The following is a 25,934-nucleotide window of genomic DNA, read 5'->3' on the forward strand; positions in this document are numbered from 1 at the left end:
TTTGGAAAGCCGTGTCTTGATAATAATGTGTTACCTATGTCCCCGAACAGTTGTTACCTATGTCCCCAGTCTATACAGCGGGAGGGGGCTGGGGGGTGGGGGAAGTCACTTCATGCACTGCTGCCAGATAACGTCCAGGCACCCTCAGTGTTTTCAATTACATTGTTATTCCAAAACCATAATATGTGAATCCATTGTGGGACGTAACCTAAAGCTTTTCCACCGCTTTCCGAGATCGTTCCACTATCTCTGCCGGCTCTGAACGTTGAAAGTCGATCGGACTGCCGAAGGTGACCGACACTGTGCCACGTTTCGGCCAGGCGGCACCGTGGGGCAATACATCTCGTGTACCCCGGATTTTGAACGGCACAACCGGAAGGCCCAACTCCTTGACCATGATGCCGAGTCCGGACTGAAAATCATGCATCGATCCGTCACGGGTGTGCTGACCTTCAGGAAAGATCAGGATGCTGATGCCATTGTCGGCCAGTTTCCCCATGTAGCGCAGCGCGCCGCTGAAGCCGCGGGTCTGGGGCAGGGGGAAAAGATTCAAAAGCCAGGTACCGTACTCATAGGCGAAGCGCCGCCACAGGCGCTGGCCGAATGAGTCGAATCGGCCAAAAAAGAACTCCTCATAGGCGGCACTGGCTGTGCGGTAGCGGATTCGACGAGGCAGCGAGAACATGACCGAGGGCTGATCGAAGTAGCTCGAATGGTTGCCGATAAAAATAACGGGCCCCTGCAGGTCCTGCACATGTTCTGCCCCCCGCACCTCCAGGGTGACAAAGCTGCGATAAAGCGGCCGGTTGACCAGTGCATCCCACAGCTGCCGGATTCCTCTTACAGGGGTTGAATTGCTCCAGAAACGGAAATGATCGCGTGAGGTCTGTTTCTCCCGTTTCTCGATGATCTGACGGATATCTCTGACCCTCGTTTCGGGGCCAAGCTGGGAATCGCCGATATCAAGACGGAATTCTTGCTCGAGATAATTGACCAGTTCCACCCTGGCGATGGACGTCAACCCAAGATCCGCCACCAGCAGTGACTCTTCGTGTATCTCGCCGAGATCTGCGCCAATCACCCTTGCCAACAGATTATACAGCCGGTCTGCCGATGGCCCGGCACCTTCGCCGCGTCCTTTGCGAATCTGCTCTTTTACCTGGAACTTCTTTACCTTAAGGGTTGTGGTTTTGGGGAACTCGGGTTCCTGCCAGACGGTATGGCCGGTGATGCGATGCAAAGTATCCAGGCTGGAGTTGGCTTGGGCGATGATTTCATCGGGGTTCCTGGCGCCGGAGTTCAGCAGCAGCACGGCGTGCACCTCTTCTCCCCCTCCCCTATCCATGCCGATCACACACGATTCCCTGACTCCGGCAACCTTGTTCAGCACTGCTTCGATCTCTTCAGGATAGACATTAATGCCCGCGCCGGTAACAATCAGCTCCTTTTCCCGTCCCTTGATGGTAACCCACCCATCCTGGTCGATTTCCCCGAGATCGCCGCTCCTGAACCAGCCATCTTCGGTGAATGCATCGCGGGTGGCCTGTTCGTTTTGATAGTAGCCGGGAAAAACATTCGCTCCCCGGGCCAGGATTTCCCTCTCCCTGACCTGCAGCTCCACACCCGGAAGCGCCAGACCGACCGAACCGATCCTCTGCTGATCAATTGGATTGACCGCAAGAACAGGGGAAGTTTCAGTCAGACCGTATCCCTCCAGCAAAGTAAAACCCATGCCATGCCAAAACTTGAATACTTCAGGGTCAAGTGGCGCCCCGCCCGACACGAACACGGCAAAATGTCGTCCGAACTTGTGATGAATGGGCCAGAAAAGCATGCGCCGCATCTCCGGGGGAAAATCTTCGGCTTTGCTCAACAGCTGGCGGGCCACCTTGCCCAGATGTTTCTCTTCCAGCCCCTGCTCCACTGAGGTTTTGAGCAGCTGCATCAGGCGCGGCACGGACATGATTACCGAGATATTTTCCTCTCCCAGAGCCTCCATGATCGCCGAAGGCTTGAGGGTGCGCAAGTACACGATGGCCGCTCCGCGAGAGAGTGGAAGAAAAAAACCGCCCATCTGTTCGAACATGTGGGACAGGGGGAGCAGGGAAAGAAACGTGAACTCCGGTGTGATAATCGGCACGGCATTGTTGATCTGATTCATATTGGCAACCAGATTGGCGTGGGTCAGCATGACCCCCTTGGGATTGCCGGTAGTGCCGGAGGTATAAATCAGCTGGGCAACATCAGCCGGTGACGGTTTGCTTTTCTGCTCTATCGGCTTGAGGTCCTCCAGCAGAAAAGGAAGCTCCTCCAGCAGAAGTGCGGAAGCAGTCTCGATACGATCAGGCTTATAGCGGCTCTGGATCGCCAGCACCGCTTCCGTAAGCCCGTGAATGGTCTGGGCACGTTCGCGTTCGGACATGAAATCTACCGGAACCGCGACCGCGCCTCTGATAATGATGCCCCAATACGCAACGCCCCACCAGGAGGAGTTCGGACCCCAGAGCAGCACCCGGTCACCCTCACCCACCCCCCTGTCTGCCAGAAGGCGCGCCATCTTCAGGCACAAGAGATGGAACTGGCGATAGGAGACCGTCAACCGCCGTACACCGGTACGATTGACAAAAGCGGTTTTGTCGCCAAGTTCTTCAAATGAATCAAACAGGTCAAGCAATGTGTTCATTAGCTTCTCCGAAATGCTGGGACCGGGGATCGGGGATCGGGGACCAGGGACGGTGAGATTTTACAGCCTTTCCCGGTTCCGGGTCCCCGTTTTTCCCAGTCCCCGCTATTCTTTCCCCGCATGTATACGTCCCTTCCTGATCTCAATCTCGCGTTTTTCGTGGGAGAAAAAACGGACCATGTAATATTCGAAGGGATAATCGCTCTGAAAATAGCGGAAGCTTTCCTGATGGCGCCGATCAACGACCTCAAGTCCGGTTATTCCGGCCGACACCTCGGATTCTTCATCTATCGCTCCGAAAGGGTCAATCAGCGAGTACAAGCCATAGCGCAGACCGCTGTCGACGGCATAGCCGCTGGTATCACGGACGTTGGAGGGTCCGAAAAGAGGCAGGACGAGATAGGGACCGGATGTGGCGCCATAAAAGCCGAGAGTGAGCCCGAAATCGTTGTGCCGCCGCTTAAGCCCGAGTGAGGTAGCCGGATCGAAGAGTCCGCCAATGCCGATGGTGCTGTTGGTGACAAACCTGCCCAGGGTTATCAGCGATTCCTCGCTTTTCAACTGCAGCACATTGTTGGTCAGGTTGCGGATCTCCCCCAGGTTGTTGAAGAGATTGGAAACCCCTTTCTGCACCATGGTCGGAGTAACGAATTCGTAGCTGTTTACCACGGGCAGAAGCAGATAGGTGTCGAAATAGTAATTAAACTTGTACATGCTGCGGTTGAAACCTTCCCATGGATCGTGAACATCCGCAAATCGTTGGTCACGGAATTCATTAATGGTATGCATAGGCGGTTCCTCTGGCGGCAACCCGGTGCTGGTGGTTGCACAGCCGGCAAGGAGACCTGTCAGGCAGAAGATTACACCCAGCACAGCGTGGTGAATATTTCGATAATTTCCCGCTTCTTCTGAACAATTTTTCTGCGCTCGTATGTACATGCCACCCTCCTGTTGTCACCACATCTTAAGGCTTCTTGAAAAACTCCACCATGTGAGCCAGGTTCTCCTTGTATTCCAGATTGCCAAGGTGGCCTCCACGGGGAAAAATCTTTACCCGCTCTCCGAAAAGTTCCCGCAAATAGTTCCGTTCATCCTGTGTCAGAAGAAAATCATCGGCGTTGGTCATGACACCGAATTTCGGGCTGGATTTCAAATAGCTCTCGATGCTCTTGAGACTCATGGACGCTACGAACTCGGCCTTGGTCAGGCCAGGCTTTTTCTTGTGGACATTCGGATACAGGTATTCATTGAGATAATTGAAAAGGCTCAGATGGGTGGAGACGGTGAAATATTCAAAGAGCGAGTCCGTGGTCTTTAGCTTGCGGTTTTTGGGAACCACATAACCGCTGTTGGTCATGACATCTGAAGTAAAAATCATTCCGGCAGAATTTATCCGAAATGCAAGCCCGACGAGCCCGCCGGCTTCTTCATGGGAGAAGAGCTTTTCCTTGTACACCGTGTAGATGAACTCGTCATTAATGGCTACAAAGCTGTTATAGCTGTAAAATTCGCTGAACCTGGCCAACATGTCATTGAAAAAATAACCGACTTTGGTTGAGCCGCCCGGAATGGCCCGTAGAAGCTCTTCAATGCGCTCTGCAGAGCTATAAACGCTGATTGCGGGATTGATCATGAGCACTTTGCGGAAGTTGAAAATTTTGAGTTCCTCATCCAGCAGAGCCACAAAAGCTGCCTGCGTACCCCCCAGGCTGTAGCCGGAGAGATAGAAATCTGAAACTTCGATATCGTTTTTGACGCTGTTCCATGCCGTTTCCATCGCCCGATACAGGTCTTTCGCATCATCCTCCATATCACCGGGAACGCGACTTTGGGACGCAGAAACGATGAAGTTGGGGCTGGTCGGAGATGAAAGGGTTATGACATGGAAACCGGCCTGATACAGGGACTTCATCATGGTCATCTGGTGGGGTGCCTGGTTTCCTGCACCGGTGCCGGCTATCAGAAATGCCAGCGGGGCCTTGTGGGTCTGGTAGGCCATGGTGCAACGCAACCCTTTGTCATAGAAGAAAATTTCAGGTTTTTTACGGTCCGGGAAAATATCGAGGGTTAGCTCTCGCGTGCGTATGCTAACAGGAAGGTCGGGCTTGAATGTGTCGGGTGTACCGAGTATGGTCGCTTCATAAGAACCCTGGATCGGATAGCCATACTGCGCGACTTCTGCTCTGCCGGCAAATGGCAGTAAGAGCAGGCAGGCAAAAATAATCATTTGCACATATTTCATCTGGAGCCCCCTTAAAGTAGCCAGTTAATAACAAGGTGAAAAATTTATTTAAAGAACCTTAAAAAATAATATCACATAGATGAAAAATAATGAGTATCAAAAGCCCCCCTTTGAAAAAAGCGGGGATGCCAAAATGGGACCTGGGGTAATTTAAAAAACAACTTGGAATCCTGCCAAAGTGGAACATGCTATACCGGCCTATCCATAAGCTCTTCAAAAAACACAGCCAGGTTGCTGCTTTCCAGGATTACTCGACCGTTTTTATCCCAATATGGCAGTTCCCGCGGATTTTCCTTCTTGAGTATCTGAATCACTGCGTGGGGGTAGTTAGCCTGTTCTCCCCCGAAAACATTAGTGGACCAGTCAAGAGCTGTAAGCACATTGACGTCACCAAGACCATATCCGAGGATGAGAGTGGTTGATTCCCTGATGGTGAGGGCGAGCTTGATCTGACGGTACTCGCTGGGACGAAACAGGGTAATATAATCCTCCTGGGCAATGATGATTTCGTCCGGCCGGGTGCAGAGGCCGTGCAGGTGATAGACCGGAATCTTCCCTCTGGGCGCGGACAACGCGTCATTGGGTCCAAGGGGTATCGCTCTGTCCGGCATCAGACTTTCAATGATCAGATCATAATTGGTGGTAATGATCCAGGAAGGATCAAGATGCTCGAGATAGGCGGCATATTTCACGCTGGTGTACTGGTCCGTGCAACAGCCGGTCAGCGCGGCTACCTCCTGTTTCAAGCGGGCCAGGGAAATCCGGTACTCGCAGCCGTTATGCTCGCTGTACCTCATGCAGATGGCTGATGCTATTTCAGGGTATCCTTGACCGATTTTGGCGATGGAGGCAAATTCCACTCCCATCCTGACAGATGCCTCATCAAGCAGCTCGCTCCAGGTAAGCACCATTTCCTCACGGCAACCGCCCAAGACAGCCTTGCTGAAACCGGCTCCGATAAAAGCCCCCAGATTCCCGTATTGTGCCGATTGACGGATAAACCCGAGTACCTGCTCCCTTTCGAGCTGTCCACTGAGACTGAACATCAAGTCACTCGTTGCCGTTCCTGATTCCAAAGGGAATCTCCACTCTGAATTCTGCCCCTGCGCCTGAATTGCGCACCGTCAGCCTGCCCCCCATGTTTTTTTCTATGATTGTCTTTGACATGAACAACCCTATTCCGGTTCCCCTGTCAGGCCCCTTGGTGGTGAAATAGGGTTCGAATATCCGGTCGATGATTTCCTCAGGAATGCCGCCTCCGTTGTCCCTGATTGTAACCACAGCCCTGTCCTCCTCCCGGAAGAGCCGGATTAATATCAGCGGTTCGACAACTTCACGTTCTCGAAATGCATCACGGGCATTGGTGAGGATATTAAGGATAGCCTGGGTGTATTCATTGCGCAGCCCTTTCACCGGGATGTCCTCATCGCGTGACATCTCCACACGGACCTGTTCCTGCTTGAAAACCGAATCCATGAAAGAAAGAGCTTTTTCGATCACCTCGCTGGCGGTGAAAGAAACCAGCAACTTATCTGCGCTGAAAAAGTTTCTGAAGTCGTCGATGGTACGGGACATCTCGGCTATGATCTGCATGGCCTTGGCAACACTTGCAGAAAGGGCTCCCTGTGTAGCGGCACCGGACATCGTTGTCAGCTCCATCTCCTGAACGATCAAAGCCAATATATTGAGAGGCTGCCGCCATTGGTGGGAGATGTTGGAGATCATCTCGCCCATGGCAGCCAATCGACTCTGCTGGATCAGCATCCGCTCCTTTGTACGCAGTTCCTCCAGGGCAGCCAGTCGCTCTTCGATTTCATGATGAAGCGCCTCGTAGGTCTGTTCCAGTTCCTGTGTTCGTTCCACCACCCTGACTTCCAGTTCCTCCTTGATTCTGTGCAGCTCCTCCTCTGCCCGCTTCTTTTCGGTAATGTCCCTGTTGATTCCGACAATCCCTATTATCTTTCCGGTAGAAGTGCGCAGGGGCGATTTAGTACTGAGCAATTGTCGCACCCCCTGGGGTCCGGTCATCGCCTCTTCGACCACCATCGTCTCGCCGGTTTCCATAACCCGCCGGTCATTGGCGATCATGATCTCAGCCTGTTGACGGTCCGCAAGCCAATCAAACTCGTTCTTCCCCAATAGTTCATCAACCGGTTTGCCGATACTTTTGGCTGTGGCCGGATTAAGAAAGATCAGTCTGCTTTCTCTATCCTTGACCCAGAGCGGCTCAGGCGTTGCATCGCTCAAGGCGCCGAGTAGCCACGTCGCTTCAGCAAGCCGTTCTTCTGCCGCCTTGCGGATGCTGATATCCTGGATTGTACCGACCACACCGGTAAAAGCACCCCTGGCATCATGCAAGGGACTGACAGTGGCGTGTACCCACAAAATTGAACCGTCCCTGCGCACATAACGTTTTTCATATTCCGCAGTGTACCGTCTGCCTTCGAGAAGTTCCGCCCTGATGGCAGCTGTTCTCTCACGATCCTCCGGGGCCGTCAGCTGATCGAGCGGCATGCCGATCAACTCCTGCCTGCTGTACCCCAGGATCCTGCAGACATAATCATTTACCGCTATCAGACAATCTCTGGAATCAAACTCGAGAACACCAACGGCAATCGTGTCAAAAATCGTCTGCAAGCGTTGTTCGCTGACAACAAACGCTTCACGTGTTCTGGTAAATGCAGCCTGTGAGTGTTTGTACTTCAGCAACCACAAGCCAACTACCCACACCGCCATAATTCCCAGAAAACGATTTATTGTCACGTACAGGAAAGGAACACCTGATGGAGACCAGAACAGTCCTATCAGGATAAATATTGAGGACACAGAGCCCATAACAACGAGGAAAGTCCTGTCGAGGCGCTTGAAGAAGACGAAAAAGAACATCAAGTTGAAAAGCCAGTCGGCAAAACCGAGAGGGGTAATAGTATCAAAACCCAGAACGGCCACCAGATAACAAAAAGGAAGCAGATATGAACGCATTCTCCTGGTCGTGCTATTCATGCTCCCCCCTTGGACAGAATTCCTGTGACAGCTCGATCCTGAACTCTGCCCCTTCTTCGGTGTTGCTCACGCTGAGTCTGCCCCCCATGTTTTTCTCTATGATGGTCTTGGACATGAACAGACCGATCCCGGTCCCTTTGTCAGGTCCTTTGGTTGTGAAATAGGGATCAAATATTTTGTCGATAATCTCTTCCGAAATACCGCCAGCATTATCACGTATGGTAACAACAGCTGCCCTTTCCTCCCGGAATATCCTGATCGTAAGACATGGCTCCGACACCTTGCGCTCACGGAAGGCATCCCTGGCATTGGTAAGGATATTGAGAATGGTCTGGGAAAATTCGTTCCGCAGTCCATTTACACGGCACACCTCTTCATCGATAACCTTCACCTGCACCTGCAGTTTTTTGAAGTCTCCTTCCAGTAAAAACACCATTTTCTCAATGACTTCCTTGATGCTGAAAAGGGCCGTGACTTTGTCCGGGCTGAAGAAATTTCTGAAATCGTCAATAGTCTGAGACATTGTCGCTATTACCTGCATGGCTTTGGTCGCCCCGGCGTCCAAAGTTTGGGCAGTTATCTTGCCGCTTTGTGCCAGAAGGCTCATTTCCTGAATGATCAGCCCGAGAATATTGAGCGGCTGACGCCATTGATGAGAAATGTTCGATATCATCTCACCCATCGCGGCCAGACGGCTCTGCTGGATGAGCAGTCGCTCCTTTCCGCGCAGCTCCTCCACTGCAGCAAGTCGTTTGCCGGTCTCGCCGCGTAGATCTTCAAGAGCCTGGGCTAACTCGTGAGTCCGCTCTCTTACCCTGATTTCAAGTTCATCTTTGGCCTTTTGCAGTTCCTGCTCAGCCTGAATTTTGGCGGTTTCGTCACGCACGGTAAAAAATGCCATGCGCACCTCTCCGTCCTTGTCAACCACCGGTATTCCGCTGTAACTGCCGTAAAAATCGCGTTTATCCTCTTTGCGAAATAGATGAAGAACCGTCTCCTCCATACGTTCGCCTTTAAGCACCCGATGATAGGGCCACTCTTCGTAGGACAGCCTGTTTCCTTCCTTGTCGGAAATTTCCCATTGGCTGATAAGAGTCTCTTGCGTCAGATCTACTTCCACGGCTTCCAACCCATGCAGACGCAGCGAAGCTTCATTCTGGTAAATAATGGTACCCTTGGTAGTCATGATGAGCAAACCCTCGGTCAGATTATCCAGCACCAGCCTGAAACGCTCCTCGCTTTCAGACAAAACTTGGGAGTAAGTCACCATATCATTGGTAATGCCGCTGATTGTGGTCCGCAGAGAATTAATTTCCAGCGGTGCATTAGGATCTGTGCTGGGAATTGCCAGGCCGCTGCCCGCTTCCAGCGCATCATGCTCCAAATGGCGCAACGGCTCCACAATCGTCCGCCCCAACAGCTTTGCCATCAGAAAAGCCAACAGTATTACCGGTAAAAACAGCAACGCATCTATAAGCATGTCACTGTGTATGGGAGCAAAAGCAGAAGAGGCCGACTGACCGGCACCGGCCACCCAACCGGTTTGGTTAATCGGCACCCGGGCCGAAATCCAGATTCCACCACGAAAAGGGAGGTCCACCATCCCAACCTGGGGCTGTCTCGTAGTCAGCGTTCGTCGCAGCAGATCATCTGCCTTTCCCCAGCGCTGACGATCCTCCCACGCTGTCGACGGAATCCTGCTGTGATAGACCAGCGTCCCCTGACTGTCGAAAATTGCATAAGCCCCGCCGGTCGGTCGCCGCTGGGTAAGGGTGATTTCACCCAGCCTGGTCGGCTCCAGACTTGCGACCATCACCCCGAGCAGTATGCCGTTATCATCGCGCAGAGCAGTGGCAATGGCAGCTGTCGGAGAGGCTACAATCGCACCGCTGATGGTGAGATTGCCAAGCGCCCATGCTTCACCATTCAGGATGCGTTGAAAATAATGGGTTTTTCCGAAGGAAAACCCTACTGCCTCGGGCATGCTTGATGCCAGTACCGTCCCGTCTGGACCTGCCCAGCTCAAATTTCGAAGCGAAGGATAATTTCGAGCTGCTTTCCGCAGAATATAAGTAGTCTTGGCCGTATCTCCATCACAGTAGGTTACAATCGTCTGCCCAAGCGCAAGTTCTTCACGGTGAACACCATCCACAAACGCGGCAAAGGTGGTAGCCACCCCCTGGGCCACCTCGATTTCCGTCTGCTGGGTACGCCTGCGACTCAATTCATAGTGCTGGTAGTAGGTCCACCCTGACAACAGTACCAGCGGCAGCAGCAGCAGACTGACCAGCAGGAACAGACGCTCCCGAATACCTCGTGGCAGCAGCCGTGTGAGCCGATATATACCACCGGGCGATGAATTCATTAAATCCGCCTTGCCTGCTAATTTCAATGGACAGTCGGAGGAGTTTTACTGTGTAAGTTTATAGTAAGCGGAAGGCGAGTCAAGGCGGGTGCCTTATTGGATTAGATACAACACAGAAGCAGATGGATAAAGAGATAGAGGAGTTATAACGCTTCTAAAGAACGTTAATATAATTAGTTCGAGTCAATGTGTTATCGCAAATAAAAAATCATAGTACTTGCTGAACAAAAACTGTAGTAGAAAAAATGTTTAATGGACAACATTGACATATCATTCTTCTATTATACCATTTTAGGACACTCGAAATTGGGTGAATCCTGGTACGCAGTACAACTGCAGAAGAAAGAGGAGGTAGATATGAAAAAAGTCCTGTTGCTGTTGACTCTTTGTTTTGTTTTAAGTGGATGCGGGGATGATGATGACAATAATAGGACAAACACCGGCACAAATACTACAACTGGCACTGACACAAATACTACAACTGGGACCGGCACCAATACTACAACCGGCACCGACACTACCACCGGCACAGGCACTACCGGTACAGGAACCACAACGGGTATTGGCACTACCGGCACAGGAACCACCACTGGCACTGGTACCACAGGTATCAGCACCACCGGCACTGGAACTACAATAGGAACCGGGACTGGAACTACAATAGGAACAGGGACAGGAACTACAATAGGCACCGGCGCCACCGGAATAAATACCACAACGGGCACAGGGACCACCACAGGTGTCAGTACTACTGGAACTGGCACCGACTTCACTACTTCAACAAATATCACCGGTACTACTCCTACGACTACCGGCACCACAGGCACCACTACTTTAAAATAGAGGATCAGGTCGACAACAACAGATGCCTTAAAAAACAAGTAGCTTTAAAAGCCGGAATATCCTGATGGATATCCCGGCTTTTCGTTCTGCGGATGCAATTTACGAAAATAGTATGGTGTTGGATACTGAAAGGATGGGATTGCTGTGAACCTTTGCCTATGATAGGAAAAGAAACATCAGGAAATTAACCAGGAGCAATGATGGGCCCTATTCAGGAGAGAAAACATGTTCACGTAACATGTGCCATAATTGAAAAAGATGATCTGGTTCTTGCTGCACAACGCAGTGCATCTATGAGCCTGCCGCTTAAATGGGAGTTTCCGGGAGGCAAGATCGATCCGGACGAGTCATGTGAAGAGTGCCTTCAGCGAGAAATCATGGAGGAATTGGGCATAACAGTGACCATAAGCAGTGCCCTTCCCTCCCACACCCATTGCTACACTTCCTTTACGGTAACCCTCTACCCTTTCATTTGTACTATCGACAAGGGAGAAATTGTTCTGCACGAGCATGCTGCCATCACCTGGCTGGCCCCCGAGAAATTATGTGAGCTGGATTGGGCCGAAGCTGACCTGCCGGTGATCGAGACATATCTGAAAGACTTTGTGAATCCGCTCAGCAGTCGGTGAAACTTTCGCCTGCCATTTACACGTCCAACCAACGGGCCAGCACCTGATCCGGAGGAAGGGGACGGCTGAAAAGATAACCCTGCGCCTGCTGGCAACCTTCCTGTCTCAAAAATTTTGCCTCCGATTCAGTTTCGATTCCCTCCGCAATTGTCTGCAGATTCAGAGCATTAGCAAGAGCAATAATGGCACGAACGATAGCCTCGCGACTGGAATCATTTGTTACGTTGCTGATAAAGGAGCGGTCAATTTTCAGCTTCTGGATCGGCAATCGGCTCAGGTAACTAAGGGAGGAATAGCCGGTACCAAAATCGTCCACTGCCAATTGGATACCGAGCGCGCGCAGTCCTTCAAGAACCCGCAGAACCCGCTCATTATCCATGACGGTGGACTCGGTAACCTCCATCTCAAGTCGCTCGGCACTGAGCCCTGTTTCTTCCAGAATACTGAAAACAGTGCTTATGATGTCACCGTGCTCCAACTGTTTCATAGAAAGATTAACAGAAATGGTGGGCAGCACGAATCCTGATTCATCCCATTCCTTAACCTGATGGCAGGCTGTACGCAAAACCCACTCACCGAGAGCAGATATAAAACCTATGTCTTCGGCAACGGGGATAAAACGTACCGGCATAACTATCCCCAACTCCGGACTGTTCCATCGCACAAGCGCTTCCGCCCCCAACAGTTTTCCGGTCCTGATGTCCACCTGGGGCTGGTAATGCAATAATAGTTCATTCCGCTCAATGGAACGCCGCAGCAGAGCCTCGAGATGGACACGTTCCCTGGCATATTCGCTCATTGCCGGAGCATAGAAGTGGGACGAGTTGCGTCCATGGGTCTTGGCATAGTACATTGCGGTATCGGCATTCTTCACCAGAGTGGCCGCATCCTGCCCATCCGAAGGATAGAAGCTGACGCCGATGCTGGCAGAGATGACAATTTCGTAGCCTGAAATCATCATGGAATGACTAAGCAGCTCCAAAAATTTTTCAGCGATAGCTCCTGCGTAACGCGGCGCTTCAATTTCATCGAGCAGCAGAATAAATTCATCGCCGCCTATACGTGCAAGAGTGTCGGATGTACGCACATGTTCACTCAACTCTTCCGCAACCCTTTTCAGCAGTTCATCACCAAGGTCATGTCCCAGGGTGTCGTTGACATTCTTGAAGTGGTCCAGATCAATAAAAACTACTGCCAGCTGACGATTGTTCCGTTGTGCCAAGGCAAGACTCTGCTTTAGACGCTGGTTGAACAGCAGCCGGTTGGGCAGACAGGTTAGCAGATCATGGTGAGCCAGGAAATCCAGCCTTTCCTGGGTACGTTTGACATCAGAGATATCGCTGAAAACCCCCACGTAATGGCCAACTTCACCTGTGGTATCCCTGACAACCCCGATTGTCAGACGCTCAGGGTAAATTTCGCCGGTCTTACGTTTGTTCCATATTTCGCCAACCCACTGACCACTCTGCTTCAATGACTTCCACATATCTTCATAAAACTCGGGTTCGTGTCGTCCTGATTTAAGTATCTGGGGAGTAAGATTGAGTACATCCTCTATCCCGTAACCAGTCACCTGTGAAAAGGCCCGGTTCACTGCAAGGATTTTGGTTTCAGCGTCAGTAATAATGACCCCCTCCACCGTATTCTCAAACACCTTGGCTGACAACCTAAGCCCTTCCTCTGCCCGTTCACGTTCGGCTATTTCACCCTGTAACGTGCGATTAAGCTCCTGCAGCTCCAGGGTACGCTCGTTTACTCGTTGATCAAGCAACTGGTTGTCTTCTTCAATGCGGGCAAGAGAGCTCGCCAGCTTGGCTTCCTGTTCTTTAATAATAAGGTTTGCGCGCCTCACCACCAGGTAAAGCAGGCTGTAGAGCAAGCTCAACACGCCAACCACCACAAGGACCACAAGCCATTGAGTACGTTTCACCTCAGCCAGAAAGGGGGTGATGTCGGAATACAATTCAACGACCCCCTCGATCTGTTTGCTATCTTCAGGCACAAAAGGGATATAGCTGGACAAAAGATCTCGGGATTCAATCTCGCGATCGAAGGCGCTGAATTGATTACGGTGGGTGAGCTCGAAAGCCTGCTCTCCAAGGGCCGCAGACAGGAACCCGGCATTATCAGCTTTACTTTCACCGATCTGCTTGGCCTCTGTGGAGAAGACCGTCAGGCCATCCATATTATAGACTTTCACCTTGGCCGTAGCCGTGTCCTTCATCAGGGCCACGACCTGCCTGCGCAGGCTAGCTATCTGCGGACTGGCGGGATTGATCATTTTCCTGTCAGCCGGCTGTTTAAGAAGCGGAGAAAAATGGGGCCAGAGGGCATTGCCGAATACGCGAGTAAGAGCCGCGTTGCGGTCTTCGGCCATTTTTATGAGTGAATTGACAGATTCATGACGGTAAAACATGCCGAGGACAGCAGCTGCGATGATGATGCAGACGAGACTGGCTATGGAATAGTAGCGCGTGAGGTTGAACATGCTTTCCCTGGGCTATGAAGCGGAGTTGTTGGATAAACAAGTCGTGTTATGACTTATTTGCATCAGGGTTATACCTTGTTTTACTGCCAGTTACAATTACAACAAAGGGTATCAACGGCCGTTCTTCTACCCCGAAAATTATCGGCAGGCAAACAACGGGGATGCACATAAAAAAGGGAACTCCGTCAGAGTTCCCTTTTCGACTGCAACTTTTAATTATTTTAGACCGGCAACTGATGATTGCACTCACCTGAATGGTATAACCTCCAGCTTACCATAATCTCCCCGCTGAGCTTTAAGGGCATAGCGTTCCAGCTCACGATCTCTTTTTTCCCTGCTCATCGAAGAGAGCTGTGGGATTTCCTCCTTTAGACCCTGCTGGTACAAAAAGCCCACAACACAGAGTGTGGCCTTGAGCAATTTACCCTTCACCAGAAAACCTCCCGCTGCGCCGAGTAATATCGCGGACAAGGCTGCTCCAGCCATCTCCGGTGTCCGCTTCCAGTTTATAGTTCTGAGCTGTCGCTTGATATCCTGTTTCTGATCGGAGGAGAAATTGAGGGACAGATCATTGTCTGTTCCGGTGTATCTGCTTTCGTCATTCGTAGATGCAACTCGCTCCTTGAACATGTATAACCCCCTTTGCGTATTCGGCCGCGTTCCCGAGTTCACTTATTATGCAGCCAAAACCAGGTGCCTCAAGGCAGAACCCGGAGACTGCACACATCACTTCACTGTCTTGTCTATTCCGGCCCGTCCATCGTCACATTCTTCTTCAGGATTGTTTGGTCGACTGTAGCGGGCATCACTCGTTGCGCTGATACAGATAGGAGCAGGTTCCTCAACAGCCCCGTCTCCAGCAGGAATATGATCGTGTTTTCTGCCCCCTTCGGGTGGCACATCTCCCTCTGTCGGACGCCAGTCGGCCATGTTCTTGTAGATGGCAAACCGCTCCATGATATCCTGCTCCAGCTTGGCACGAAGCTCTTGTGAAGCTTCCGGATTCAGTTTCTCCAGGGCAGAGTAGCGTACTTCACCGGAAAGGAATGCCTGCAGCGACCCATCCGGTTCCTTTGATTCGAAGATGAATGGGTTTTTGCCCTCCTGCCGCAGTAGCGGATTGTAGCGGTAGAGCGGCCAGTAACCCGATTTGACTGCCAGCTGGCTTTCCTCCATGGATTTACCCATGCCTTTCCTGAGCCCCTGATTGATGCAGGTTGCGTAGGCAATGACAAGCGACGGGCCAGGATAGGCTTCTGCTTCCAGCAGGGCCTTAAGAGTCTGGTTTTTATCCGCCCCCATGGAAATTGAAGCGACATAGACGTAGCCGTAGGTCATGGCCATGCGTCCCAAATCCTTCTTGGCAGTACGTTTGCCGGCTGAGGCGAATTTGGCGATCGAACCCAGGGGAGTTGCCTTTGAACACTGGCCGCCGGTGTTGGAATAGATTTCTGTATCCAGAACGAGAATATTGACGTCCTCTCCCATGGAGATGACATGATCGAGACCGCCGAAGCCGATGTCATACGCCCATCCATCACCGCCGAAGATCCAGATCGATTTCTTGGTGAAGAGGTCTGCTGATGAGGCAATCTCCCGCAGAAGCGGATGCTGCTGTCCCGACTGGGGCAGAAGTTCCTTAAGCCGGTCCCCGTGCTGGCGCGAGAGCGTCGGGTCATTCATGTTTTCCAGCCATCCTCTGAGAGATTCCCTCAGAGCTTCCGGCAACTCAGCGGCCAGGGCTTCCCGCACCTTATCCGCCAGGTGGGCTCGCCGCTGAAAGACTGCCATATGGTAGCCATACCCGAATTCCGCTGCATCTTCGAAAAGGGAATTGTTCCAGACAGGGCCGTGCCCCTCGGCGTTGGTCCGATATGGACTGGCCGGAGCAGAGGCTCCCCAGATGGAAGTGCAGCCGGTGGCATTGGCAATCATCATCCGCTCCCCGAAGAGCTGGGTTGTCAGGCGGATATAAGGGCTTTCGCCGCACCCCGAGCAGGCACCGTGAAACTCCAGGAGCGGTTGCTGGAACTGGCTTCCCTTCAGGGATTCACGCTTCATCAAGTGACCTTTGGGGGGCAGGGATTCGGCAAATTTCCGGTTTGGCTCCTGGACATCTTCTTGGGTTCCAATTGGTTTCATTACCAAAGCAGAAACCTTGGCCGGACAGATATCGGCGCAGTTACCACATCCCATGCAGTCCAGGGGATAGATCTGAATCCTGTAACGCTGCCCCTGCAGCTCCTTTCCGGTCGCAGCCAGCGTTTCAAAGGTTGCCGGCGCTCCTTCCAATTCCTTATCCGTGGCGAGAAACGGGCGGATAGTCGAGTGTGGGCAGACATAGGAGCACTGGTTACACTGAATGCAGTTCTCCTTGATCCACTCCGGAACGTTGATGGCCACTCCCCGCTTTTCATATTGGGAGGTGGAAAAGGGAAAGGCTCCGTCAGGGGCGAAGGAAGATACCGGCAGGTCATCACCCTTCTGCTTCAGGATCGGAAAGATGACATTGCGCATGTAATCCGGCATCTTCTGCTCCAGCCGGAAATCAAGGCCGCAGCTGTCCGAAGCATTTCTCCAGGAGTCGGGATAGCTGATCTCCATCAGGCTCTCTACCGCAAGATCGACAGCACTGATATTCATGTCAACAATGCTGCCCCCCTTTCGGCCATATTCAGTGCGGATCGAATCCTTGAGCAGCGATACAGCCTGCTCAAAGGGAAGTACCCCTGAAAGTTTGAAAAAAGCGGTCTGCATGATCATGTTGATGCGCCCGCCCAAACCGGCAGCGGCAGCGATCTTGACCGCATCCACATTGTAGAACCTGATCTTTTTGGCAGCAATTATGCGCCGCATGGTTGCAGGCAGATTCTGCTCCATCTCCTCAACGCTGTTCCAGGGTGAATTCAAGACAAAGATCCCGCCATCCCTGATCCCATCGAGCACATCATATACTTGTACATAGGGTGCCTTGTGGCAGGCGATATAGTCGGCCGCATCAACAAGATAAGCCGACTTGATCGGGTTGTGTCCGAAGCGCAGGTGTGAAACGGTTATGCCCCCCGACTTCTTGGAATCATAGGCGAAGTAGGCCTGTACATACATGTCCGTATTGTCGCCGATGATCTTGATGGCCGCCTTGTTGGCTCCCACCGTACCGTCGGCACCCATGCCCCAGAAACGGCATTGAATGGTACCTTCCGCCGTTGTCGAGAGAACGCCGCTGGCGGGCAGTGACAGGTTGGTAACGTCATCCTCTATCCCCACAGTGAAATGACGCTTGCCGGGGGAGCCGTTCATATTGTCGAAGATGCTTTTTACATGAACCGGCCGGAACTCTTTGCTGCCCAGACCATAGCGTCCCGCATACAGATCGGGAATTGCCCCCCCTCCCCGCTCGATAAATGCAGAGCATACATCCGAATAAAGCGGCTCTCCCAGAGCACCCGGCTCCTTGGTTCGATCAAGCACGGTTATTTTTTTGGCAGATGCAGGAATAGCAGCAAGCAGTGCCTTGGCATCAAAAGGCCGATACAGACGAACCTTGACCAGGCCGAGTTTTTCACCGGAAGTGCCGGCATGGCTGACAACCTCTTCAATGGTGTCGCAGGCAGAGCCCATGGCAATGATCACCCGCTCGGCCTCCGGATGACCGACATAGTCAAACAGCTTGTAGCGCCTGCCGGTCAGCTCCCCGACCTTTTCCATGTATTTGCTGACGATGGAGGGGGCGGCCAGATACCAGGGATTCGAGCGTTCCCGCCCCTGGAAGTAGATATCAGGATTCTGGGCTGTGCCGCGCAGCTCCGGATGTTCGGGATTCATCGCCCTCTTCCTGAATTCCTCCAGCTTCTCCCGGTTCACCAGGCGGGCCATATCCTCATAGCTGATCGTTTCAATCTTCTGAACCTCGTGTGAGGTTCGGAAGCCATCGAAGAAATGTACGAACGGAAGACTCGCTTCCAGGGCAGAAAGATGGGCAACCAATGCCAGATCCATGCATTCCTGCACGGATGAAGAACAGAGCAGGGCAAACCCGGTCTGGCGTGCAGCCATGACATCCTGGTGATCCCCGAAAATCGACAGGGCATGGGCCGCCAGCGCCCGGGCAGAAACATGGAACACCCCTGGAAGCAGCTCACCGGCAATCTTGTACATGTTCGGAAGCATCAGCAGGAGCCCCTGGGAGGCAGTAAAGGTCGTAGTAAGGGCACCGGCAACCAGGGAGCCATGCACTGATCCGGCCGCGCCAGCCTCGGACTGAAGCTGGCGAATATTCATGACTTGTCCGAAAATGTTGCGGCGTTCCTCAGCCGCCCATTCGTCGGCAACCTCTCCCATTGTTGAAGAAGGGGTGATCGGATAAATTGCCGCTGTCTCGCTCATGGCATAAGCCACATAAGCCGCAGCTGTATTGCCATCCATTGTTTTCCTTGTGCCTGCCATGAAAGCTCCTTTTCTTTTGTGCGTGCGCTGATACAGCGTTCATACAAAAGCCTAGCAGACAAAGGCAGAGTTACAACAAATCGGCCGGGCGGTTACGACCTCCGGTAAAGTCTACCTTAATGTCCGCCATCAAAGCTCCTGCTGTCGGACCAGCAACTACGCCAACATCCGCACCGATGCTTCCCGAGCCCACTGCCGTGTTTTGGCTGCAGCGATAAAACCTGCCAAGTCACTGCTCTCAACTATGCCTGTGTCTTTTGCTATGTTTGCTTTTTGCAGAAGTTCCTGCCCACCCTGATCAACGGCAATCGCCTTGAGATGAACAAAAGCATTGTGCACAAAGTCGATGGCTGCCGACTCCCCGCTTAAAAGCCGCGCGCCTTCACTGGATATGATCACCGCGATCGCGTCGAACATGACGGAAGGGGTACCGGCCAATTGTCCGTCAACCTTCAGATGAGATCCGTCGGCAAGCTTGGCCCCTCCAACTTTCGGAGCGACGATTTTTACATTCGCACCCGCATCTGCCGCTGCTTTGCGTACCTTATCGATGGCAGCGCCGTCCGATCCATCTGCGACCAGAATGCCGACCGTACGCCCCTGGAGAGTATCCTTCATCTTCCCGATAATCTGCAGAGCCGGTGAAGGTTCCATGTCCTGCACAACTGCAGCGGCTGCCGGTGCATGTGGCATGTTTTCCAGCGCAAGACCATCGGCAACACGTTTTGCCAGATTTTCTTCGATATGACGCAGATGGCCGACCATCGCCTGGCGTATATGCAGATGCTCCACTTTTGACAACTCGAAGACCAGCGCGGACGCCAGGTGCGCCTGTTCATATTCCGTCTGGCTGCGGTAAAACTGCCGCGCCTGGCTGTAATGATCGGCAAAACTCTCCGCACGAATGCGTCCCTTTTCCCCGCTTTCGTGAGCACCGAAGCTACGGAAACCGGTTGCCGGGTCTTCGCGCGGCCCATCCGGAGACAGGGAGTTCGGCTCATAGTTGACCCGCCCTTTTGGCTGCATCATCTGCATGTGGCCGTCACGCTGCATGTTGCCGAACGGACACTTGGGGGCGTTGATCGGTATCTGGTGGAAATTCGGCGACCCCAGGCGTTTGAGCTGGGTGTCGAGATAGGAGAAGAGGCGTCCCTGCAACAGCGGATCGTTGGAAAAATCGATGCCGGGCACGATGTTGGCGGGACAGTAGGCGACCTGTTCGGTCTCGGCAAAGAAATTGTCCGGCCAGCGGTCGAGCACCATCCGGCCGATGACTTTGAGCGGCACCAGTTCTTCAGGGATCAGTTTTGTCGCATCCAGGTGATCTATCGGGAATTTCTCTGCCTCTTCCTGGGTGAACAGCTGGACGGCAAGCTCCCATTCCGGATAGTTCCCCTTCTCGATGGCTTCAAACATGTCCCGCCGGTGGAAATCAGGGTCGGTTCCGGCAATCTTGACCGCTTCATCCCAGAGGGTTGACTGCAGCCCCAGCTTCGGCCGCCAGTGGAACTTGACGAAGGTGGATATACCCTTCTCATTCAGCAACCGGAAGCTGTGTACCCCGAATCCCTCTATCATCCGCAGCGACCGCGGGATGGTGCGGTCAGACATGATCCACATCACCATATGCATCGATTCCGGCGTCAGGGAGATGAAATCCCAGAAGTTGTCATGGGCTGAAGCGCTTTGCGGAAAGCCGCGGTCGGGCTCCATCTTTACGGAGTGAACGACATCGGGAAATTTGATGGCGTCCTGAATGAAGAAAACAGGGACATTGTTGCCGACCAGATCCCAGTTACCTTGCTTGGTGTAGAATTTGACGGCAAATCCGCGCACGTCCCGGGGAGTGTCAACCGATCCTGCACCGCCTGCGACAGTCGAGAACCGTGTAAAGACCGGCGTTTTTTCACCAACCTCCGTGAGAATCTTCGCGGTTGTGTACTGCCCTAGCGATTCGATCAGCTCAAAATAGCCATGCACCGCTGTGCCACGCGCATGGACGATACGCTCTGGTATGCGCTCATGATCAAAATGGGTGATCTTTTCGCGGAGGACAAAATCCTCCAGCATTGTCGGACCTTTGGAGTTGGCCCTAAGCGAATTCTGGTTATCTGAAACCGGGATCCCCTGGTTGGTTGTCAACACGGAATGATCCGCCCCGGCAATCTGGTGCAGTTCTCCTCCATTCCCCCTGCGGACGTCCCCACTTGAAGACATTGAACCCTTTTCTTCTTTAGTCGCCATAAGATCTCCTTTTGTACGCTGAAAACAAAGGTTGTCGTGTCAGGTGCTGAAGCCAATGGTGAACCGCTCATAGGATTGGCGCAGGCAACTGAATTCAGTGACTAAAAGTATACCCTCAACACGACAGGTTACAAATTAGGCGGCGAAACCAAATCCTCCGTCGCAATCAACCTTACGGAAAGCAGTACTTCCGGTTTCCCGGTTTCACCGCTTCATCCCATCATAACCGGTCAACTCCACATACCCGCTGCCGCGGGAGGAACCGCTCTTCACATCCCGCACGACAACCGCACCCTCCCAATAGCGGACGGTAGTGGCATTGAGTTCCTGATCCGCCAGGAGCGGGACGACCTCCAGGTCAAGCCCCTCACTCGGCAGCCGAATCCGCCAGTGGGCAGGATAGCGGCTGCCGCTTTTCGGGCTCCTCCACCAGGCGCCAATTTCCAGCTGCAGGTCGGCGGCGGCAAGCGACCGCATCGTACCGTCGACCTGCAGCAGGGTGCCTGCGGAAACCGGATCGGTGGAACCATCTTTCTGTCGGAGCCGATAGAACATCAGCGCACGGCCATCGTCCAGCTGCAGGCCGAACCAATCCCAGCCCGCCTGGCTCTGCTCCAGCGATGTGGTTCCCCATTCCCGATCAAGCCAGGACAAACCTGCAACATCGAATTCTTCTCCATCCACGCGGATAGTGCCGCTGGTGGCGAGGCGAGGGATGGAATAATAATACGATGCATTGCCCGGCTCCCTGCCTTTCCGGCTCAGGCCTCGGTCACCGTTGAGCATGACCGGTCCGTCCGCCTTCAAGCGGAGTCGAATCGCTTTTCCTTCTGAGCTGGCTTTAAGCTCCGTGTCCAGACTCTTCCCTGAAAATCCCACTGCCGACCAGTCCTCCAGGTGAATTGCGAGGGGAATCCCTCCTGCCCCAGCAAGGCCTAGGGCGGCACGGCTTATCCGTTCAAAAGAGTGGAAGCGTTTGCCCTGAACATCTGTGATGGTGAAATGGGCCATAAAAATGTCGTTTGTGCCCCAACGAGAAGTACGCGAGACCGGGGCGGGAGTGAGAGCAGAACGGAAAAAGGTGAGCTGGTAGCCGAAACGGCGGCCAGAGGTGGTGTGGAGGTTGCCGGTGAAATACCACCATTCGGTTCTGAAACGGGGATGGGGGCCATGGTCGATTGGAAAGGTGAATGTTCGTGGCAGGGTGGCACGGGCAAAACCGGGCTCAACGATCCCCCCCAATGCGTCGGCGACGGAAAAAGAGGCAGGAGGTTCCTTGACCTTTGGCTGTAAAAAAAGCGCAAGCGGCAGAAGGAGCACAAAGAGGAACAGTATGATAAGGAGAGTGCGCGACTTCACTCCTCCTCCTTGAGTGCAAGAGCGGGAGAGGTGCGACTCATGGCAAAGGAGGGATAAATCGCGGCGAGAAGGGCAGCCGAGATAGCCAGCACCATCGCCTGGAGCAGCAAGGCCGGGTCAAGGGAAAACTCCATTGTCCATCCAAAGGAGCGGCGGTTTATCACCCGGATCAGCACGAGAGCCTGAAGAATACCGAGGGGAAGAGAGAGCAGACCTGCTATTAAACCAATGATAAAGGTCTCGCCACAAACGAGCCCCCAGACCTGACCAGGTGTCAGCCCCACTGCCCGGGCCACTGCAAGTTCCCGGGCCCGCTCCACCTGGATGGCCATCAGTGCTGAGAGAATGCCCACAAAGGCAACGATGATGATGACAAATCGAAGTACGTTGGTAATGGCAAACGTTCGATCGAAGACGGCGAGAGACATCTTTTTGAGTTCCCGGTTAGGGATGATGTTAATGCTGCTGGTACCGGACCGAGCCCGTATTTCGGCATCGAGCATATTGCTCGTTACTCCTGGTTGGGCATAGTAGCCGATGCCGTCAACGCTTCGATCATGCCAGTAACGGATATAAGCGCTCCGGCTGATAGCGATCACGCCGGCATCCGAACCGTAATCATAAAAAACACCGGCGATTGGCAAGCTAAACGTGCCACCAGGTGCAGGAAGCGTAACGCGATCGCCTGCATGCAGTTTGTGCCGATATGCATATGGCTCTGAAATGATGATGGCAGTTCCGGTGCTGAAAGGGGCCCACGCATCCGCTCCTGTTCCTTCGGTGAAACGGTAGCCCATGAAGGTGTCCCGAGACTGTTCCATGGCCAGCAGATCAACCGGTCCTTCCGGTGTCTCCACAGAAATCCGTCGAGTGAAACTGATGAAAGCGACCCCTGGCAAATGGCGAATCCGATCCACCAGCTCTGCATCCAGGGGAGGTTTCTGACGACCACTGCCGGTTCCAGCGGTGGTAACATATACATCAGCCTTAAGCCATGACTCCAGCCAGCGCTCAACGGTTAGCCGAAAACTGCCGACCATGATACCGACACCGATTCCGGCCGATACTGCAACCACCAAGGCAGCGGTGGCAACCCCTGTACGTGACAGAGAGACGACTACCCCGCGCGCCGCCATCCTTCCAAGGGGACCAGGAAGAATACTCAACAGCGGCCGCGAAAGAGGGGCAAGCACAAGCACAGTTGTAGGTACAAGAAAGGCGTAGCCGATGATGAGCAGAAAGAGACCGGCGAAACCACCCACCAACCCCCAGCTTTGTACAGCAAGTATTCCCGTGGCTACAATAAGCACGATGAGACCGACAACTGCCGTTTGCGGTGCTCGACGCCTGTAACTCGCCTCGAGATTTGCACGCGAGAGAACAGCACGAGGCGGTGCGGCGGTCGCTTCACGGAGCGGGGGAAGTGCAGCAACGAGAGTGCCGCCAATGCCGAGTAGTGCCCCCTTGAGAAGGGAATTAGGGAGAATCCGGACATCCTGTATATCCATGACAAAGTAGAGATCATTGATAGTGCGCGTAACAAGGTAGGTCAGGTTTTGACCCAGCACGACGCCGAAAAGGAGCCCGGCTGCTGTGCCTAGGAGGGCGAGCAGCGCTACTTCGGCAAAGACGAGCATAAATATTTCAGTACGGGTAACACCTATGGCACGAAGCAGGCCGAGAAAGCGCCGTCGGCGTATTACCGAAAAGGTAGTGGTGTTGTAGATAAGAAACATGCCGACAACAAGAACGAGGAGGCTGAGCGCGGTGAGATTAAGACGAAAGGCTTTGGTCATCCTGTCCAGCGCCCCGGCCCGAGCACCGGCGGGGGTAATTTTGATCCCTGGAAAATTGGACTGGATCAGCTTCAGTACAGCATCTCCCTCTGTTCCTTCGGAGAGGTGGAGGTCGATACGAGAAATTTTTCCTTCCAGGGCGAGAATCTCCTGAGCAGTAGCGATGTCGGTGACCACGACCCATTCGAGACCAGTACGGGTGAGATCATTATCCGGTTCCAGGAATCCCGCCAAAACAAGCTCATGCCGTTTCCCCTGTGTCTCAACGCTAAAGGTTCCTCCCTTCCCTATTTCAAGTCGATGTGAAGTCTCAGGCAGAAGCAATGCGGTATAAGGCATTGCAATCAATTTTTTCAGCACACCTTTTCCTGGAAACCGGGAACTGAAAGTGCGCAAAGAGGACTCGGCGAGAGGGTCAATACCAATAAGGCGAAGTGAATGTTTTCCTGGAATATATACAGTGCCCTCGACGACAGGTGCGCATGACCGCACCCCAAGATCAACCCTTAATTTGCGATAGATTTCTTCATCAAGAGAAGAGGCGCCGCCGGCAATGGTGTGTGTTGCCTTTCCGGCAAGTGCCGTTGCGGAAAAACGAAAAGAACGGACTGCGCTTTCATTGGCAAGATCAACGGCAGTGACGACGCCAACACCAAGTGCTATTCCGATCAGGGCGAGCAGATTCTGCCAGGGATGACGAAGCATATGCCTCCATCCGGCACGCCACAGAATCATGATGCCTCACCGCCAAGTGATGTTGCCATGAGCCGCCCCTCTTTTATGGTCATGATCCGATCGGCCAGTTGGGCCACTTCAGCACTATGCGTTACCAGGATCATGGTAGTGTCAGTCTGGCGGACAAGACGAGTAAAAAGATCAAGCACCTGCAAACCGGATTCCGCATCCAGGTTTCCAGTTGGTTCATCGGCAAGAAGCAGCATCGGGCGATGGGCGAGAGCACGTACCACAGCAACTCGCTGTTGCTCTCCACCAGAAAGATAATCGGGATAGCTGTTTGCCCGATCTGACAATCCAATCTCGGCAAGAAGGTCACGAGCTGCTGTTGTCCCTTCTCTAGTAAGGCTGCCAGTTAATTCCAGGGGAAGGAGGATGTTTTCGAGGATAGTGAGGGAGGGTATGAGATTGTAAAACTGGAACACGAAGCCTATGTGTTCACGCCGAAAAAGAGTTCTTTGGCGCTCAGTGAGATCATTCAAGGGGGTACCGGCTATGATTACCTTTCCCCGATCGGGAAGATCAATGCCGCTGATAAGGTTTAAAACAGTGGACTTTCCGGAACCGCTCCGCCCGAGCAAAGAAATCCATTCACCACGACAGATACGAAGATGTACAGCCGCGAGGACAACCCTTTCCTGTCCTCCTTCCCAAAAGCTACGACCAACATCGTTCAATTTTACTAGTGGCACCGTAGAGGTTGATTCAATCATAGAGCTCCTTAAGGCGATACCCGAAGAGGCTTCTTCTATGTTAAATGAATTCTGCTGCCATGCAATACTCTAGTGAGAACGGTGAGTGGAGAATAGCTGCATCCTGATAGTTGAAAGTCTTCGGCGCAAAGCCTTCTGGAACAACTCTATCTAGCGAAGTAAGACCAACGAACTTTGATGAAGGGAGAAAGTGCGGAAAAGCTTGGATGAAAAGCTGAAACAAAACCAGAGGAGACAGCTAAAAACCAACAGTAACAGCTAGTACGCTTTAACTGTCCCATTATCATTTGGTGCGACTGAAATTAAACATCACAAACGCAAACAGCCCCATCACTTTGTAGTGAAGGGGCTGTTTTAATTATTCCCGGCGGCGACCTAATCTCCCACA

15 protein-coding genes are annotated in these 25,934 nt (G+C 52.9%); 2 read left to right on the forward strand and 13 right to left on the reverse strand.

Annotated features, from left to right (window positions below; all coding sequences use genetic code 11):
- Nucleotides 1-208: 208 nt before the first annotated feature.
- From KJB30_RS17360 to KJB30_RS17385, 6 genes are all read right to left on the reverse strand, one after another.
- Complete coding sequence (locus KJB30_RS17360; RefSeq protein ID WP_214301636.1) at nucleotides 209-2,683, reverse strand: AMP-binding protein; 2,475 nt, start codon at nucleotides 2,681-2,683, stop codon at nucleotides 209-211.
- Between the two features lie 105 nt (nucleotides 2,684-2,788).
- Nucleotides 2,789-3,622, reverse strand: coding sequence for an MlaA family lipoprotein (locus KJB30_RS17365; protein WP_214301637.1), 834 nt, complete (start codon nucleotides 3,620-3,622; stop codon nucleotides 2,789-2,791).
- A gap of 25 nt (nucleotides 3,623-3,647) precedes the next feature.
- The gene (locus tag KJB30_RS17370; RefSeq protein ID WP_214301638.1) at nucleotides 3,648-4,925 is read right to left on the reverse strand and encodes an alpha/beta hydrolase; all 1,278 of its coding nucleotides are present in this window, start codon (nucleotides 4,923-4,925) and stop codon (nucleotides 3,648-3,650) included.
- A gap of 188 nt (nucleotides 4,926-5,113) precedes the next feature.
- Nucleotides 5,114-5,971, reverse strand: a complete 858-nt coding sequence (locus tag KJB30_RS17375) for an SIR2 family NAD-dependent protein deacylase (protein WP_214301639.1) — start codon at nucleotides 5,969-5,971, stop codon at nucleotides 5,114-5,116.
- A 4-nt stretch (nucleotides 5,972-5,975) separates the two neighbouring features.
- Nucleotides 5,976-7,928 carry a PAS domain-containing sensor histidine kinase gene (locus KJB30_RS17380; RefSeq protein WP_214301640.1) on the reverse strand — a complete coding sequence of 651 codons (1,953 nt, stop codon included), beginning with the start codon at nucleotides 7,926-7,928 and terminating at the stop codon, nucleotides 5,976-5,978.
- A complete protein-coding gene (locus tag KJB30_RS17385) occupies nucleotides 7,921-10,293 on the reverse strand; it encodes a cache domain-containing protein (protein ID WP_214301641.1) in 2,373 nt (790 codons plus the stop codon). Before KJB30_RS17385 ends, KJB30_RS17380 begins: the two co-directional genes overlap by 8 nt.
- A 357-nt stretch (nucleotides 10,294-10,650) precedes the next feature.
- On the opposite strand from KJB30_RS17385, the gene KJB30_RS17390 reads away from it, so the two are divergent.
- Both KJB30_RS17390 and KJB30_RS17395 read left to right on the forward strand, forming a co-directional pair.
- Nucleotides 10,651-11,136 carry a hypothetical protein gene (locus KJB30_RS17390; RefSeq protein WP_214301642.1) on the forward strand — a complete coding sequence of 162 codons (486 nt, stop codon included), beginning with the start codon at nucleotides 10,651-10,653 and terminating at the stop codon, nucleotides 11,134-11,136.
- Between the two features lie 197 nt (nucleotides 11,137-11,333).
- Nucleotides 11,334-11,765, forward strand: a complete 432-nt coding sequence (locus tag KJB30_RS17395) for a (deoxy)nucleoside triphosphate pyrophosphohydrolase (RefSeq protein ID WP_246545781.1) — start codon at nucleotides 11,334-11,336, stop codon at nucleotides 11,763-11,765.
- Between the two features lie 16 nt (nucleotides 11,766-11,781).
- Here KJB30_RS17395 and KJB30_RS17400 read toward each other — a convergent pair whose 3' ends face one another.
- The 7 genes from KJB30_RS17400 to KJB30_RS17430 all read right to left on the reverse strand — a co-directional run bounded on the left by KJB30_RS17400 (nucleotide 11,782) and on the right by KJB30_RS17430 (nucleotide 25,546).
- Complete coding sequence (locus tag KJB30_RS17400) at nucleotides 11,782-14,253, reverse strand: putative bifunctional diguanylate cyclase/phosphodiesterase (RefSeq protein ID WP_214301643.1); 2,472 nt, start codon at nucleotides 14,251-14,253, stop codon at nucleotides 11,782-11,784.
- A 246-nt stretch (nucleotides 14,254-14,499) separates the two neighbouring features.
- Entirely contained in the window at nucleotides 14,500-14,883 is a 384-nt protein-coding gene (locus KJB30_RS17405) for a hypothetical protein (RefSeq protein ID WP_214301644.1), read from the reverse strand.
- 96 nt (nucleotides 14,884-14,979) lie between these two features.
- Entirely contained in the window at nucleotides 14,980-18,699 is a 3,720-nt protein-coding gene (nifJ, locus tag KJB30_RS17410; RefSeq protein WP_214301645.1) for a pyruvate:ferredoxin (flavodoxin) oxidoreductase, read from the reverse strand.
- Nucleotides 18,700-18,855: 156 nt separating this feature from the next.
- Nucleotides 18,856-20,943 (reverse strand): catalase, encoded by a 2,088-nt coding sequence (locus KJB30_RS17415; RefSeq protein WP_214301646.1) that lies wholly within the window; start codon nucleotides 20,941-20,943, stop codon nucleotides 18,856-18,858.
- A gap of 204 nt (nucleotides 20,944-21,147) precedes the next feature.
- Nucleotides 21,148-22,302 carry a lipocalin-like domain-containing protein gene (locus KJB30_RS17420; RefSeq protein ID WP_214301647.1) on the reverse strand — a complete coding sequence of 385 codons (1,155 nt, stop codon included), beginning with the start codon at nucleotides 22,300-22,302 and terminating at the stop codon, nucleotides 21,148-21,150.
- The gene (locus tag KJB30_RS17425; protein ID WP_214301648.1) at nucleotides 22,299-24,833 is read right to left on the reverse strand and encodes an ABC transporter permease; all 2,535 of its coding nucleotides are present in this window, start codon (nucleotides 24,831-24,833) and stop codon (nucleotides 22,299-22,301) included. Before KJB30_RS17425 ends, KJB30_RS17420 begins: the two co-directional genes overlap by 4 nt.
- The gene (locus KJB30_RS17430) at nucleotides 24,830-25,546 is read right to left on the reverse strand and encodes an ABC transporter ATP-binding protein (protein WP_214301649.1); all 717 of its coding nucleotides are present in this window, start codon (nucleotides 25,544-25,546) and stop codon (nucleotides 24,830-24,832) included. Before KJB30_RS17430 ends, KJB30_RS17425 begins: the two co-directional genes overlap by 4 nt.
- Between the last annotated feature and the right edge of the window lie 388 nt (nucleotides 25,547-25,934).

Origin of the sequence: Pelotalea chapellei (genome assembly GCF_018531195.1) — a bacterium.
GTDB lineage: Bacteria > Desulfobacterota > Desulfuromonadia > Geobacterales > Pseudopelobacteraceae > Pelotalea > Pelotalea chapellei.

Coding starts and splice junctions, on each gene's coding strand:
- KJB30_RS17365 (WP_214301637.1), bottom strand. CDS start 3,622: ATGTACATACGAGCGCAGAAAAATTGTTCAGAAGAAGCGGGAAATTAT.
- KJB30_RS17415 (WP_214301646.1), bottom strand. CDS start 20,943: ATGGCGACTAAAGAAGAAAAGGGTTCAATGTCTTCAAGTGGGGACGTC.
- KJB30_RS17405 (WP_214301644.1), bottom strand. CDS start 14,883: ATGTTCAAGGAGCGAGTTGCATCTACGAATGACGAAAGCAGATACACC.
- KJB30_RS17360 (WP_214301636.1), bottom strand. CDS start 2,683: ATGAACACATTGCTTGACCTGTTTGATTCATTTGAAGAACTTGGCGAC.
- KJB30_RS17385 (WP_214301641.1), bottom strand. CDS start 10,293: ATGAATTCATCGCCCGGTGGTATATATCGGCTCACACGGCTGCTGCCA.
- KJB30_RS17375 (WP_214301639.1), bottom strand. CDS start 5,971: ATGTTCAGTCTCAGTGGACAGCTCGAAAGGGAGCAGGTACTCGGGTTT.
- nifJ (WP_214301645.1), bottom strand. CDS start 18,699: ATGGCAGGCACAAGGAAAACAATGGATGGCAATACAGCTGCGGCTTAT.
- KJB30_RS17400 (WP_214301643.1), bottom strand. CDS start 14,253: ATGTTCAACCTCACGCGCTACTATTCCATAGCCAGTCTCGTCTGCATC.
- KJB30_RS17370 (WP_214301638.1), bottom strand. CDS start 4,925: ATGAAATATGTGCAAATGATTATTTTTGCCTGCCTGCTCTTACTGCCA.
- KJB30_RS17425 (WP_214301648.1), bottom strand. CDS start 24,833: ATGATTCTGTGGCGTGCCGGATGGAGGCATATGCTTCGTCATCCCTGG.
- KJB30_RS17390 (WP_214301642.1), top strand. CDS start 10,651: ATGAAAAAAGTCCTGTTGCTGTTGACTCTTTGTTTTGTTTTAAGTGGA.
- KJB30_RS17430 (WP_214301649.1), bottom strand. CDS start 25,546: ATGATTGAATCAACCTCTACGGTGCCACTAGTAAAATTGAACGATGTT.
- KJB30_RS17380 (WP_214301640.1), bottom strand. CDS start 7,928: ATGAATAGCACGACCAGGAGAATGCGTTCATATCTGCTTCCTTTTTGT.
- KJB30_RS17395 (WP_246545781.1), top strand. CDS start 11,334: ATGATGGGCCCTATTCAGGAGAGAAAACATGTTCACGTAACATGTGCC.